The 12,847-nt window shown below is 65.7% G+C and carries 14 protein-coding genes; 7 read left to right on the forward strand and 7 right to left on the reverse strand.

Going from position 1 to position 12,847, the window contains the following annotated elements; all coding sequences use genetic code 11:
- Positions 1–74: 74 nt before the first annotated feature.
- A complete protein-coding gene (locus ACOIX3_RS14785) occupies positions 75–1,706 on the forward strand; it encodes a flavin-containing monooxygenase (protein WP_420970542.1) in 1,632 nt (543 codons plus the stop codon).
- A 155-nt stretch (positions 1,707–1,861) separates the two neighbouring features.
- On the opposite strand, the gene ACOIX3_RS14790 is transcribed toward ACOIX3_RS14785, so the two are convergent.
- Both ACOIX3_RS14790 and ACOIX3_RS14795 read right to left on the reverse strand, forming a co-directional pair.
- Positions 1,862–2,908, reverse strand: coding sequence for a LacI family DNA-binding transcriptional regulator (locus tag ACOIX3_RS14790; protein WP_207836715.1), 1,047 nt, complete (start codon positions 2,906–2,908; stop codon positions 1,862–1,864).
- A gap of 128 nt (positions 2,909–3,036) precedes the next feature.
- Positions 3,037–3,963 (reverse strand): LysR family transcriptional regulator, encoded by a 927-nt coding sequence (locus ACOIX3_RS14795; RefSeq protein WP_420970543.1) that lies wholly within the window; start codon positions 3,961–3,963, stop codon positions 3,037–3,039.
- A gap of 113 nt (positions 3,964–4,076) precedes the next feature.
- On the opposite strand from ACOIX3_RS14795, the gene ACOIX3_RS14800 reads away from it, so the two are divergent.
- The 5 genes from ACOIX3_RS14800 to ACOIX3_RS14820 are packed head-to-tail and all read left to right on the forward strand — an operon-like array spanning position 4,077 to position 9,278.
- The gene (locus ACOIX3_RS14800; protein ID WP_420970544.1) at positions 4,077–5,333 is read left to right on the forward strand and encodes a CaiB/BaiF CoA transferase family protein; all 1,257 of its coding nucleotides are present in this window, start codon (positions 4,077–4,079) and stop codon (positions 5,331–5,333) included.
- Positions 5,334–5,390: 57 nt separating this feature from the next.
- Positions 5,391–6,614 carry an ABC transporter substrate-binding protein gene (locus ACOIX3_RS14805; RefSeq protein ID WP_420970545.1) on the forward strand — a complete coding sequence of 408 codons (1,224 nt, stop codon included), beginning with the start codon at positions 5,391–5,393 and terminating at the stop codon, positions 6,612–6,614.
- 20 nt (positions 6,615–6,634) lie between these two features.
- Entirely contained in the window at positions 6,635–7,252 is a 618-nt protein-coding gene (locus ACOIX3_RS14810; RefSeq protein WP_158231186.1) for a DsbA family protein, read from the forward strand.
- Between the two features lie 18 nt (positions 7,253–7,270).
- Positions 7,271–8,005 carry a glutathione S-transferase N-terminal domain-containing protein gene (locus tag ACOIX3_RS14815; RefSeq protein ID WP_420970546.1) on the forward strand — a complete coding sequence of 245 codons (735 nt, stop codon included), beginning with the start codon at positions 7,271–7,273 and terminating at the stop codon, positions 8,003–8,005.
- Between the two features lies 1 nt (position 8,006).
- Complete coding sequence (locus ACOIX3_RS14820) at positions 8,007–9,278, forward strand: CaiB/BaiF CoA transferase family protein (protein ID WP_420970547.1); 1,272 nt, start codon at positions 8,007–8,009, stop codon at positions 9,276–9,278.
- Between the two features lie 25 nt (positions 9,279–9,303).
- Here the strand turns inward: ACOIX3_RS14820 and ACOIX3_RS14825 are convergent, their stop codons facing one another.
- From ACOIX3_RS14825 to cobU, 5 genes are read right to left on the reverse strand one after another with little or no spacing between them, the layout of a single operon-like run.
- Positions 9,304–10,041 carry a CbtA family protein gene (locus tag ACOIX3_RS14825; protein ID WP_420970548.1) on the reverse strand — a complete coding sequence of 246 codons (738 nt, stop codon included), beginning with the start codon at positions 10,039–10,041 and terminating at the stop codon, positions 9,304–9,306.
- Between the two features lie 10 nt (positions 10,042–10,051).
- Complete coding sequence (locus tag ACOIX3_RS14830; protein ID WP_092127074.1) at positions 10,052–10,231, reverse strand: CbtB domain-containing protein; 180 nt, start codon at positions 10,229–10,231, stop codon at positions 10,052–10,054.
- Positions 10,232–10,260: 29 nt separating this feature from the next.
- Positions 10,261–10,605, reverse strand: coding sequence for a hypothetical protein (locus ACOIX3_RS14835; protein WP_420970549.1), 345 nt, complete (start codon positions 10,603–10,605; stop codon positions 10,261–10,263).
- The gene (gene bluB / locus ACOIX3_RS14840; RefSeq protein ID WP_420971735.1) at positions 10,583–11,215 is read right to left on the reverse strand and encodes a 5,6-dimethylbenzimidazole synthase; all 633 of its coding nucleotides are present in this window, start codon (positions 11,213–11,215) and stop codon (positions 10,583–10,585) included. Before bluB ends, ACOIX3_RS14835 begins: the two co-directional genes overlap by 23 nt.
- 32 nt (positions 11,216–11,247) lie before the next feature.
- Complete coding sequence (gene cobU / locus ACOIX3_RS14845; protein WP_420970550.1) at positions 11,248–11,751, reverse strand: bifunctional adenosylcobinamide kinase/adenosylcobinamide-phosphate guanylyltransferase; 504 nt, start codon at positions 11,749–11,751, stop codon at positions 11,248–11,250.
- Between the two features lie 167 nt (positions 11,752–11,918).
- On the opposite strand from cobU, the gene cbiB reads away from it, so the two are divergent.
- On the forward strand, positions 11,919–12,842 hold the full coding sequence (cbiB, locus tag ACOIX3_RS14850) for an adenosylcobinamide-phosphate synthase CbiB (RefSeq protein ID WP_420971736.1): 924 nt from the start codon (positions 11,919–11,921) through the stop codon (positions 12,840–12,842).
- Positions 12,843–12,847 lie beyond the last annotated feature (5 nt).

A 12,847-nucleotide genomic window follows, 5' to 3' on the forward strand; every position in this document is an offset into this window, starting at 1 on the left:
GGTCTGGAAACGTTTCCAGACTAGCGCGCGTTCCCACCGATGGCAATATTCCTGCGGCCGGAGAGATGTGACAAATGAGCAGACTGAAGCAGACGAGCCCGGACCATGGCGCGAGGCCGCCGCTGGTCGCCGAATGCGATGCCGTCGTGGTCGGTGCCGGCTTCGGCGGGCTCTATGCGATCTATCGGTTGCGCGAGCTCGGGCTGAAGGTGATCGGCATCGAGGCGGCATCCGATGTCGGCGGCACCTGGTACTGGAATCGCTATCCCGGCGCGCGCTGCGACATACCGAGCCTGTTCTATTCCTACAGCTGGTCGGAGGAACTGCGGCAGGAATGGCGCTGGAGCGAGAAATACGCCGCCCAGCCGGAGATCCTGCGCTACGCGCAGCGCGTCGCCGACCGCTTCGATCTGCGTTCCCTGATCCGCTTCGACACCCGCGTGACAAGCGCCGACTGGGACGAAGCAGGCGAGAGCTGGACGTTGCGCACCGATCGCGGCGATTGCATCGTCGCGTCGACTTGCGTGATGGCGACCGGCAATCTCTCGGTCCCCAACAAGCCGAAGCTCGCGGGCCTCGCGCGTTTTGGTGGGCCGGTCTATCATACCGGGCAGTGGCCGCATCAGGAGATCGATTTTTCCGGCTTGCGCGTTGCCGTGATCGGCACCGGCTCGTCGGGTGTGCAGACGATCCCGATGGTCGCGAAGGCGGCGAGCCGCCTGACCGTATTCCAGCGCACGCCGAACTACTCGGTGCCTGCACGCAATGCGCCGCTGTCCGAAGCCGACATCGCTGCCGCCGAGCCCGTGATCGCGAAATATCGCGAGAGCCTCGAGACGCCGGAGTTCGGGCGGGTGCCCGCGAATGCCTTCGACGCGCCGGTGCCCGAGCGGGACGCGCAGTGGGCACGCTATGAACAGCTCTGGGAGCAGGGCGGCGGCGGCATCCTGACCGCATTCCCGAACATCTTGACCGATGCGGCCGTCAACGACGTCGCCTGCGATTTCGTGCGCGACAAGATCCGCGGCATCGTGAACGACAGGGCGACGGCGGAGGCGCTGTCACCGAAGGATTATCCGCTCGGCGTCAAACGCATCTGCATCGATACCGGCTATTTCGCGACCTACAATCTGCCGCATGTCGAGCTGGTCGATCTGCGCACGGAGCCGCTGGAGACCGTCACCGAGACCGGCGTCGAGACCGCGACGCGGTCCTTTACGCTCGATGCGCTGGTGCTCGCGACGGGCTATGACGCGATGACCGGGGCGCTCGCCGCGATGCAGATCCGCGGGCGGGACGGCGCGACCCTGAAGGAGGCCTGGGCCGACGGACCCAGCGCCTATCTCGGCCTGATGGTGTCGGGCTTTCCGAACCTGTTCGTCGTGACCGGGCCCGGTAGCCCCTCCGTCATCGGCAACGTGATCCACGCCTGCGAGAATCATGTCGAGTGGATCACGGCCTGCCTCGGCAGCATGCGCGCCAAGGGACAGACGCGGATCGAGCCGGAACGCGACGCCCAGCGCGCCTGGATGGCGCATGTCGCCGACGCCGCCAGCCGCACGCTCTATCCGAAGGCCAATTCCTGGTACCAGGGCGCCAACATCGCGGGCAAGCCGCGCGTGTTCATGCCCTATGTCGGCCAGGGTTACCGCCACCGCATCGCGCAGATCGCGCAGCGCGGTTACGAGGGGTTTGTGCTGCGCTGAAGCCGCGTCTCGCTCCGTCATTGCGAGGAGCGAAGCGACGAAGCAATCCATCGTTCCGCATGATCGGTCGCCGTGGATTGCTTCGCTTCGCTCGCAATGACGTGGATGGAGTTATCCGATCGAAGGGCTGGAACCGTTTCCAGTGACGGCTTGGATTATTTCCGCCCTCGCGCGGGCGTTGCCGGCGCAGCGCAGGAATGGCGCAGGATGAGGCGCGTCGGCAGGAACACCGGGGCGCTGCTGCCGGCCTTGTCGGGCTCGCGGATCCGTTCCAGCAACAGCCGCGCGGCGGTACGGCCGACCTCGTTCATGTCCCAGCTCAGGGCTGAGATCGCGGGCGTCGCATGGCGGGCGAGGTCGGTGTCGCCGCTGCACACGATCGAGACGTCCTGCGGATAGCGCAGGCCGTTGCTGGTGATCGCCTCCAGCACCTCGGCCAGCATGCTGGTGCCGAGCGAGATGATCGCGGTCGGCGGCTTTGTCATTTGCAGCAGCTGGCACACCGAGCTGAAGGCGGTGTTGGCGCCCTGCATGTGCGGGCGGATCAGGGTGGGATCGACCTCGATCTTCGCTTCCTGATGCGCCTGCCGGTAGCCCGCAAGTCGCTCCGAGCTCGGCAGCACCGCGGCGCTGCCGGTCAGCAACGCGATGCGGCGATGGCCGAGGCCGATCAGATAGCGCGTTGCCTCCAGCGCCCCGCCGCGGTGATCGACGCGAACCATGACGCTATCGGGCACCTCGCGGTCGACGGTGACGCAGGGCAGGTCGAGCGTCGCCAACCCCTTCATGAAATCCTTGTGTGAATTGTCACCGGCGAACAGCAACAGTCCGTCCATCTGGCGCCGCCGCACCGCCGACAGGAACGCCGCCTCGCGCGCCTCCTCGTGCTTGGTCGCTGCCAGCATCAGCAGGAATCCGGCGCGCTGGAATTCCTCCTCCGCCGCGCTCACCATGCCGGTGTAGTGCGGATTGGAGAAATCGGCCACCATGCAGCCGATCGTGTTGGAGGCCCGCGACCGCAGCGCCTGCGCCGCCTGGTCGGGCTCGAAGCCCAGACGCTTCACCGCGCGCATGATGCGGGCATGCAGTTCGGCGCTGGTATAGATGCCGCCATTGAGCGTGCGGCTGACGCTCGAGACGGAGACGCCGGCCTCGGCCGCGACGTCACGAATCGTCGGTCGTGTCCGTCGCGTCCTGGTCATCGGTGGTCGGGCCCTGTCGGTTCGGCATTGCCGCGGTCAGGCGCGCCAGGTGCGGCGTGCAGCAGACGGCATCGCCGAACCTAATCAGGCTCCGCCGTGAATCTCAAATGATTCTTGGGAGTCTTGGGCTATCGCCGTGACGCGCTCAGGAACAGCGGCCGGAAGATATCCAGAAATCCGGTCGCGGCCGGCGTCAGCGGGCGGTTCTTCAGCCGCAGGATCCCGATCTTGCGAACCAGCGGCGGCGACACCAGCCGCTTGACGATTACGCCGCGCGGGGCGCGCGGCGGCACGGCCGAGGCGGGAACGATCGAGATGCCGACATTGGCCGCGACGAAATCGTAGAGCGTGCCGAACTGCTCGACGATGGTGCTGTGATTGAGCACGATGCCGCTTGCGGTTGCGGCGCTGTCGATCTGCTTGCGCAGGCCCGAGCCGGTCGGAAGCGAGACGAAGGTTTCGTTGCGCAGCTCGCGGAGGCTCAGCGTGCTGTTGTTTCGCAGCGGATGGCGCGAGGGCAGGATCGCGAAGCACGACTCCTGTACCGCGTCGTCGCTGACGACCTCCTGGCCGAGCGCGGTGACGTTGCCGACGCCGAAATCGGCGAGGCCGCTGCGCACATCTTCATAGACCTCGCTGCCGAGCCCCTCGCGCAGGTGGATTTCGACGCCGGGATGCGCCTTCCTGTATTTCAGCACGGCCTCCGGCACCACGTGATGCGTGAGTGACAGCAGGCAGGAGACGATCAGGCGCCCCTTGATCTGCTCGCCGAGCGCGCGGGCGTTATCGACCTGGGCGCCGAGATCGGCGAGCAGGCGCTGCGTCGATGCCGTGAATTCGCGGCCCGGTGCGGTCAGGATGACGTTGCGCGTCGATCTGAGGAACAGCGAGACGCCGAGCTGCCGTTCGAGCTGGAGCACCAGGCGGCTCACCGCCGATTGCGTCATGCCGAGGTCGGCGGCGGCCGCCGTGAAGCTGCCATACACCGCGACCGAGTTGGCGGCGCGAAGATGTTTGAGGCTGACCTCGAACCGGCGTGGGCGTCGCTCGCGCATCATTCATTCCATTTTCGCATCAATAATCCAGATCGGAAAATATTTGACCTATATGCTCGCCGCGTCAACGATGAAGACAACGACGGAGCAGCAAGCGGGAAGGGAAATTGCGGATGACGGCGGGCCCGACGATGACGAGGCAAGGCGCGCTGCACGGGGTCCGCGTTCTCGATCTCACGCGGTTCTATTCAGGTCCGTTTGCGACCTTGATGCTGGCGGGCTTCGGCGCCGAGGTCATTCGCATTGACGCCCCGGAGCAGGGCGATCCGACCATGACCGGGCCGCCGTTCCTCGGCAAGGACGGCGTCTCGCTCGACCGCAAGCACGACAGCGATCTCGGTCTCGCCTATCTGAAGCGCTGCCGCGACAAGAAGTCGATCACGTTGAACATGCGCACGGCGGAGGGCATGGAGTTGTTCCATGCGCTGCTGCGCAAGTCCGATATCCTGGTCGAGAATCTGCGTCCCGGCGCGGCCGAGCGGCTCGGCATCGACTATGAGGCAAACCGCCAGGTCAACCCCGCGATCGTGCATTGCGCGCTGACCGGCTACGGCTCGACCGGCGCCGACCGGCGTCTCAAGGCCTACGATTTGATGATCCAGGCGGCGTCCGGTCTGATGTCGATCACCGGTGCGCCGGACGGCGACCCCAGCAAGGCCGGCACCGCGCTGGCGGACGGCATCACGGGCGCCTTTGCCGTCTCCGGCATCCTCGCCGCGCTGACCGAGCAGCGCGTGTCGGGACGCGGCCAGTTCGTCGACGTCGCGATGGCCGACTGCCTGTTGTCGCTGGTGCTCGACGAGCCCTTGGATTGCTACACGCAGATGGGGATGGCGCCGCGGCAGGGCAATCGCATCATGCGGTTCTCGCCCTTCAACACCTATGCCACGCGCGACGGCGCGATCGCGCTCGGCGCCGCCACGAATGAGGACTGGCTGGCGCTGCTCGGTGTGATGGACCGGTTGGATCTCGCCGCTGACGCGAAGTTCATGAACACCGGCTGGCGCGTCGCCAACAACACCATCGTCGATGCGATCGTCAGCGAATGGACGCTGGGCCGCACCACGCTCGAGGCGATCGAGGCGCTCAATCGCGGCGATGTCGCCGCAAGCCCGATCCGCGACATCGACGACATCCTCGCCTGGGAGCATCTCGGCGCGCGCGACATGCTGCAGGCGGTCGTGCATCCGACCGAACCGCTGGAGCAGCGCGTGATCGGCGCCGGGTTCCCGATCAAGATGGGACGGACGCACAAGGGATACACCGCGCCGGCGCCGACGCTCGGGCAGAACAATCAGGAGATCTATGGCGGGCTGCTCGGCCTCTCCGGGCAGCGGATCGACGATCTGACGTCCAGGCGGATCATCTGAAAGCAAAGAAGGCCGGCACATGCATGCCGTCCCAAGCGGGCAGCGTCGAGGATAGTCATGGCGACGAAACGAACAACCACAGTTGCGGCGATCGCGTTGCTGGTCGGCAGTGCGATGCTGACGCCGGTACAGGCTGAGGATGCGCAGCCGGTCAGGATCGGCGTGCTCACCGACATGTCGGGGATGTACCGCGACATCATGGGGCCGGGCTCGGTGCTCGCCGCCAGGATGGCGGTCGAGGATTTCGGCGGCAAGGTACTGGATCGTCCGATCGAAGTGATCTCCGGCGATCACCAGGCGAAAGCCGATGTCGGCGCGGCGATCGCCCGCAACTGGTTCGACAATGGCGGTGCTGACGTCGTCGTCGACGTCGCGCAGTCGGCCGTGGCGCTCGCCGTTCAGGAGTTGGCGCGAACGCGCAACAAGATCGTCATCCACGGCGTGACCGGAAGTCCTGCAATCACCCAGCAGGCCTGCGCGGCGACCGCCTTCTCGTGGTCACTCAACGCCTACGCGATCTCGGCGCCGCTGCCGAAGCCGCTGATCGAGCGCGGGCTCGATACGTTCTTCTTTCTCTCAGCAGACTATTCTTTCGGCAAGGCGATGGAGGACGCCGCGGCGGGTGCGATCAAGGCGGCCGGGGGCAAGGTGCTGGGCTCGGTGCGCTTCCCGCAGAACAATCCCGACTTCAGCTCCTTCCTGCTGCAGGCGGTGGCGTCAAAGGCCAAGGTGATCTGGCTGATCTCGGCGGCCGAGGACACCACCAACGCCCTGAAGCAGGCCAAGGAGTTCGGCATCGCCGAGGGCGGTCAGCACATCGTGGTGCCGCTGACCTACATCACCAATGTGCACGCACTCGGGATCGCGAACGTGCAGGGTCTGACCTTTGCGACCCCGTTCTACTGGGACCGGACCGACAAGACGCGTGCCTGGTCGGAACGTTTCTTCAGGCAGCATCACGCAATGCCGACCATGGACCAGGCCGCGGTCTACTCGGGAACGCTGCACTATCTGCGGGCGGTCGCTGCCGCCAGGACCCTGGACGGCCTGAAGGTCGCCGACGAGATCCGGAAGCTGCCGGTCAACGACATGTATGTCGAGAACGGTTTTGTGCGCGCCGACGGCTGGTTGATGCATCCGTTCTACATGGCGAGCATCAAGGCCCCCGGCGAGGTCAGGAAGCCCTGGGACTACTACACCATCGAGAAGGTCATTCCGGCATCCGAGGCGGCGCAGCCGTTGTCGGAGAGCCAGTGCCCGCTCGTCGCTCAATCGCAATGACATCGGCAAAAGGAGAGACAATGTCCCGCGAAGTTCTCAAGATGTATTCGGACTACAAGAGCCCCTATGCCTGGCTGGCGTTCGACCCGGTGTTCGAGCTCGAGAAGAAGTTCGACATCAAGGTGCAGTGGCGGCCGTTCCAGCTTCGGATCAAGGGTTCCGGCCAGCGCAGCGTCTATTCGGAATACAAGGTCAAGTATTCCTACATGGATGCGCGGCGGAGCGCGAACGAGCGCGGCGACAAGAAGATCATCCGCGGCCCGCTGAAGATCTTCGACACCGCGCCGGCGCTGATCGGCGGGTTGTTCGCGGAGAAGCAGGGGCGGCTGATCGAATACAGCCGTCTGGTCTACGAGCTGTTCTTCCGCCGCGAGCTTGCGGTCGACGAGGTCGATGCGGTGGAGCGCTTCATCGAGTCGCTCGGGATGTCCGGCGCTGAATTCCGCAGCTATTTCGAGGGCGACGGCCGGCGCGAATATGAGGAGGCGCAGCAGGAGAGCCAGGGCGATCATATCTTCGGCGTGCCGATCTGCGTGTTTCGCGGCGAGCAGTTCTGGGGCAACGATCGCGTGCCGATGCTCGAACGCCGGCTGCAGGAGGCGGGCCTCTCGCTGTCGCGCGAAAAGCAGCTGGCCTGAGCCGTGCCGGAGGCTCCGATGATCGATCTTCATTTCGCGCCGACGCCGAACGGCTGGAAGGTCTCGATCATGCTCGAGGAATGCGGGCTGCCGTACACCGTCGTGCCGGTCAACATCACGCGCGGCGACCAGTTCAAGCCCGAATTCCGCAAGCTCAATCCCAATGGCCGGATTCCTGTCATCGTCGACAGGGATCCGCCCGGCGGAGGCGAGCTGCTGACAATCTTCGAGTCCGGGGCGGTCTTGCTTTACCTCGCGGAGAAGACCGGCAGGTTCGTTCCGCGTGATCTGCATGGCCGCACCCGCGTGCAGCAATGGCTGATGTGGCAGATGAGCGCGCTCGGGCCGATGCTGGGCCAGAACGGGCACTTCTCGCTCTATGCGCCGGACAGGATTCCCTATGCGATCGAGCGCTACGGCAACGAGGCCCGCCGTCTCTACGGTGTGCTCAACGATCGGCTCGGCGAAAGCACCTATGTCGGGGGTGACGACTATTCGATCGCCGACATCGCCTGCTTTCCCTGGGTGATGACCCACAAGGCGCAAGGCTTCACGCTCGACGGTGTCCCGCACGTCAGGCGCTGGTTCGCTGAGCTGCGCGCGCGGCCGCTGCTCCAGAACGGGCTCGCGGTCGGGCGGCGCGCCGTGCGCAAGGCGCTCGACGCGCAGGCCCGCAGCAATCTGTTTGGAACGAGGCCCGCGGGCGGAGACGCGCCCGCCGAAACTCTTCAGTCACAACAACTGGACAATTGAGATGACTCTGCCTCCGAAAATGCTGACCGGCTATCGCGTGCTCGATATCACCCAGTTCGTCGCAGGGCCGACCTGCACGCGTCTGCTGGCCGAAGCCGGCGCCGACGTGATCAAGATCGAGCTTGCGCCGTTTGGTGACCGATCGCGCTTTCAGGGTCTGAAGCCGCGCGACCCCGCGCACAAGAACACCTCGCAGAGCACGTATTTCTTCCAGCAGAACCATTCGAAGCGCAGCCTCGCGCTCGACTTCAAGCACGAGAAGAGCCGCCAGATCCTGACCCGGCTCGCCGCCAAGGCCGACGTTCTGGTGGAGAACTTCACGCCCGGTGTGATGGAGCGCGCCGGACTTGGTTACGAGACGCTCAGGAAAATCAATCCGCGGCTGATCATGTGCTCGATCTCGTTCGCTGGACAGACCGGCCCGCTGAGCGACAAGCCCGGCTTCGACTACATCGCGCAGGCCTTCGCCGGCATCACCGGCGTGATCGGCGATCCCGACGGGAAGCCGGCGCAGGTGCCGGTCGCGATCGGAGACGCCTCGACCGGTGTTGCGGCGGCGATGGCGGTCGGCTTCGCGCTGCTGCACCGCGAGCGGACCGGAGAGGGACAGTTCATCGAATCGACGCTGCTCGACACCTACTTTCACATGCACGAGGCAAATGTGCCGAAGGTCTCGCTGCGCGGGGATAGCTTCGTGCCGCAGCGGGAGGGCTCGCTGCACCCGAATGGCGGCCCGGTGGGCGTGTTCGATTGCGGCCGGGGTGAGTTTCTCGTGATCTGCGCGCTGGCGCATCAATGGCCGCAAATGGTTCGCGCGCTGGGGCGGCCGGAGCTCGAGAAGGATCCGCGGTTCGAGTCCGCACGCGCCCGGGCCGACAACAGGGTGCTGGTGGGGGAGATCGTCGAAGCCTGGCTCAAGACGTTTCCGTCACGCGATGCGGCGATCGCCGCACTGGAGCAGGAACGGATCCCCTGTGCGCCGGTGCTGACCCTGAATGACGCCATGGCCCAGCCGCATCTGATCGAGCGCGGCACGGTCCGCCATGTCAGCGATCCCCGGATCGGCGAGTTTGCGATTCCGGGCGCGCCGATGCGCTTCTCGGAATGGCCGCAGCGCACTGGGCTGAGGGCCGACCTGCTCGGCGAGCACAATGAGGAGATCCTGGGCGAACTCGGGCTGTCCGAGCACGAGATCGGCGAGCTTTATGCGGAGAAGGTGCTGGTGCAGGACAGGGAGCTACGGGCCGGCAAGCCGCTCAGGCAGGCGAGCTGAGCGGCCACGATATCAGGCAGGGGCGTCACGCCGATGCGGGCCGATCGAAATAGGCGAACGCGGCGCTGGTCAGGCCGCCCAGCAGCGACCAGAACACCAGGCTGGTCAACGTGACCGCGACCACGAATTGATGCGACAATGACGAGGGCACGTTGGTCTCGACATGCTCGAGCTCGGGCGCGCCGATCAGATGCGGCAGCATGATCAGGACCACGCCGGCGATCGCGGCCGGCATCGAGCGCCGGAACACGATCAGCCCTAGGCCGGCCGATGTCGCCAGCACCGCCGTTACCCACCAGATCTGACGCGACAACAGTGGTGCGGTGGGGACCCCCGGCAGTTCAGGCGGCAGCCCAAGGCCCGGCGCAATCGTGAAGACGGCAAAGCCTGCGAGGCCCCACATCAAGCCTTCGTGCCACGAGATCGGCTCGCCGGTCGCGCCACTGCGCACCGAAAAGAAGCCGCACAGCAGCAGCGCAAAGCCGATCCCGGTCAGGATGTTCGCCCCCGCGGTATAAAGATTGCGCTCCAGGCCGTCGCGCGGCTCCCACGCCTCGGCGCCGTGATCATGTTCCGCATGATCGTGGACGAGGATGGCCTGCGGTGGCGCGGCGGCTTCGTGCTTGTGCTCGGCCGCCTTCTCATAGACCTCGGCCTTGAGGATCAGCGGAACGGTGCCGAACTGCTGGGCCGCGGTGACGATCAGGCCAACGATGAATCCAGCGATGACCGAGGAGAAGACGATCGAGCGAAACGTGCTCATGCCGGCGGGGTCAGTGGCAGGGGAAGGCGTTGGAGTGGCGCACATCGTGTGCGGCGTTGTGGATCACGTCGATGTGCGAGAAGCCGACCACCCCGACAATGAACAGGCCGAGCGACATCGCCATCAGGGACTGGGCAAGCCGTCCGACCCGTCCGGTCGCGACCGGCAGATGCGTGACCTGGGATTGCATGACCTGGGTTTGCGCGGCCGGGGACTGGCTCATGGTCGTTCTCCACATTCGATTTGGTCGGCTTCTAGCAGCTTTCGAGCGATGTCGCGACTGGTAAGATGCAGATTTGTTCCAAGGGGGATGCGCTTGCGCAGGATCTTGGCGCGCGCCGCGGCCCTGAACGCGTCTTCAAACCGCGCGAAATAGCCGAGGCAGCCGTCCGGCGTCGGGTCGGCGCCAAGCAATGTTCGAAACGCGCCCCGATGCACCGCGCAGATGGCGCCGTGGTCCGGGAGCGGAAAGACCAGCGAGGCGATGTCGGCGCGCCAGTGGGCAGCGCCGTTCGAGGCGCCGCTGCCAGTCGGAGATTGGTCAGCGCCGGATGGTGAATTCATCCGGACCTCGCCGCGATTCCCACTTGGCCTGCTCGAGCTCAGGACGGTCGCATTCCGCCTGGGGGTAGCCGATGCAGAGGTAGCCGATGAATTTCCACGTATCGGGTATCTCCAGAATCTCGTGAACGCGGCCTGGATTGAAGATCGAGACCCAGCCGAGCCCGATGCCTTCCGCGCGCGCGGCAAGCCACATCGAGCAAATCGCGGCGACCACCGAGTATTCTGTTGTCTCCGGCATCGTCGCGCGCCCGAGACCGGAGCCGATTTGGTCGGTCTTTTCAGCAAACACGGCCAGATGGCCGGGCGACTCTTCGAGGCCCGATAGTTTCAATGCGGCATATTTTGCTGCACGCTCGCCGGAATAGGATCGCAGCGCGTCGGCGTTGCAGGTCTTGAAGTCCTCGATGACAGCGCGGCGCCGTGCCGCATCGTCGACAATGACGAATCGCCAGGGCTGGCTCAATCCGACCGAAGGCGAGAGGCAGGCGATCTCGATCAGCCGCTCGATCGTACCGTCCGGAAGTGGATCGGTCCGGAAGCGGCGCACGTCGCGCCGCCACACGAAAAGCTCGTGCAGTTGCCGGCGAAACGCATCGTCGAACGAGACCATCGCGGGGCCTTTGCCGGGATCGATCGTGTTGCTCATTTCAGCTTCATCGGCAGACCCGCAATGACGAACTCGACTTCGTCCGCCGCGCCGGCAATGCTCTGGTTCATGAGACCTGCGGCGTCGCGGAAGGTCCGCGCCAGTGCGTTGTCAGGCACGATGCCGAGGCCAACCTCGTTGGTGACCATGATGACCGGGCTGCGCTGGCGCGACAACGCGTCCGTCAGCCGCGTCACTTCCTGCGACCAGTCGCGCTCCGCATGCAGCAGGTTGGATAGCCAAAGCGTCAGGCAATCGACCAGCCTTGCGCCGCCGCCATCGGTCTCGGCCAGTGCCTCGACGAGGTCGAGCGGCACCTCGCGTTCGATCCAGTCGCTGCCGCGCCGTGCGCGATGCTTGGCGATGCGCTCATCCATTTCCGCGTCGAGCGCCTCGGCGGTCGCAACATAGACCGGCTGACCTGGAAAGCTGCGCGCGCGCAATTCTGCGCGGCGGCTTTTTCCGGACCGGGCCCCGCCGGTGATCAGAATGACGGCCATATGGTCTCCCGTTGCGAACCGGTATCCGCTTCGCCTCGAAAACGCTCTAACCACCAATCGCGGCAAAAGACAAAGCCGAAATCCGTCCCGGAGGGCTTGCACTCGGCCGACGTCTTGCGCATCAGGGGGATCGCGGTGAGGAGAGGTGCGTGGGTTTTGCGGGAGCGATGGCGGTGGCGATGGCTGTGGACGCCTTGATCGGCTGGCCGGATTGGCTGTTTGCCCGCATCGGCCATCCCGTGACGTGGCTCGGCCGGCTGATCCATCTGGTCGATACCGCCTGGAACCGGGCCTCCGATCCGCCGGCGTTTCGGCGCGCCGCCGGTGTCGCGGCTACCATCCTGGTGATCGCGCTGGCGACGGCGCTCGGTTTGGCCGTGCAGTCTTTACTCCCATCCGGATGGGTTCACATCGTCTTTGTCGGTGTGCTGGCGTGGCCGCTGGTCGCGCTGCGCTCGCTGCATGACCATGTCGCGGCGGTGGGACATCCGCTTGCGTCCGGCGACATCGCGGCCGCGCGTTCGGCGGTCGCGCAGATTGTCGGTCGTGATCCGGCAACGCTCGACGCCGCCGGCATCGCGCGCGCGACCATCGAGAGCCTCGCCGAGAATGCATCCGACGGCATCGTGGCGCCGGTGTTCTGGGGCGCGCTGTTCGGCCTGCCGGGAATCCTTGGCTACAAGGCGATCAACACGCTGGACTCGATGATCGGTCATCGCACCGAGCGGCACGAGGCATTCGGCTGGGCGGCCGCCCGGATCGACGATCTTGCCAATCTCATTCCGGCGCGGCTGACGGGGCTGCTGTTCGTGCTGCTCGCGCCGCGGCCATCGCAAGCCTGGTCATGCATGCTGCGCGATGCGCGGCGCCATCGCTCGCCGAATGCCGGATGGCCGGAGGCTGCGATGGCCGGCGCGCTCGGTGTGCGGCTCAGCGGGCCCCGCATCTATCACGGCAGCACCGCCGATGAGCCCTGGCTGAACGAGGGCGCGCGTGATCCGGCTGCCGCTGATGTCCTCATCGGGCTGAAACTCTATCGTTACGCCATGATGCTGCTGGCCGCGGCGTTCGTCGCCCTGGCGCTGGCGTGAAGGAG

The organism is Bradyrhizobium sp. B120, from assembly GCF_049075665.1.
GTDB lineage: Bacteria > Pseudomonadota > Alphaproteobacteria > Rhizobiales > Xanthobacteraceae > Bradyrhizobium.

Bases quoted from the DNA above. Each gene is read 5' to 3' on its own strand.
- ACOIX3_RS14830 (WP_092127074.1), bottom strand. From the start codon at position 10,231: ATGCAATCCCAGGTCACGCATCTGCCGGTCGCGACCGGACGGGTCGGA.
- ACOIX3_RS14820 (WP_420970547.1), top strand. From the start codon at position 8,007: ATGACTCTGCCTCCGAAAATGCTGACCGGCTATCGCGTGCTCGATATC.
- ACOIX3_RS14800 (WP_420970544.1), top strand. From the start codon at position 4,077: ATGACGGCGGGCCCGACGATGACGAGGCAAGGCGCGCTGCACGGGGTC.
- ACOIX3_RS14810 (WP_158231186.1), top strand. From the start codon at position 6,635: ATGTCCCGCGAAGTTCTCAAGATGTATTCGGACTACAAGAGCCCCTAT.
- ACOIX3_RS14815 (WP_420970546.1), top strand. From the start codon at position 7,271: ATGATCGATCTTCATTTCGCGCCGACGCCGAACGGCTGGAAGGTCTCG.
- bluB (WP_420971735.1), bottom strand. From the start codon at position 11,215: ATGGTCTCGTTCGACGATGCGTTTCGCCGGCAACTGCACGAGCTTTTC.
- ACOIX3_RS14825 (WP_420970548.1), bottom strand. From the start codon at position 10,041: ATGAGCACGTTTCGCTCGATCGTCTTCTCCTCGGTCATCGCTGGATTC.
- cobU (WP_420970550.1), bottom strand. From the start codon at position 11,751: ATGGCCGTCATTCTGATCACCGGCGGGGCCCGGTCCGGAAAAAGCCGC.
- ACOIX3_RS14795 (WP_420970543.1), bottom strand. From the start codon at position 3,963: ATGCGCGAGCGACGCCCACGCCGGTTCGAGGTCAGCCTCAAACATCTT.
- ACOIX3_RS14805 (WP_420970545.1), top strand. From the start codon at position 5,391: ATGGCGACGAAACGAACAACCACAGTTGCGGCGATCGCGTTGCTGGTC.
- ACOIX3_RS14790 (WP_207836715.1), bottom strand. From the start codon at position 2,908: ATGACCAGGACGCGACGGACACGACCGACGATTCGTGACGTCGCGGCC.
- ACOIX3_RS14785 (WP_420970542.1), top strand. From the start codon at position 75: ATGAGCAGACTGAAGCAGACGAGCCCGGACCATGGCGCGAGGCCGCCG.
- ACOIX3_RS14835 (WP_420970549.1), bottom strand. From the start codon at position 10,605: ATGAATTCACCATCCGGCGCTGACCAATCTCCGACTGGCAGCGGCGCC.
- cbiB (WP_420971736.1), top strand. From the start codon at position 11,919: ATGGCGGTGGCGATGGCTGTGGACGCCTTGATCGGCTGGCCGGATTGG.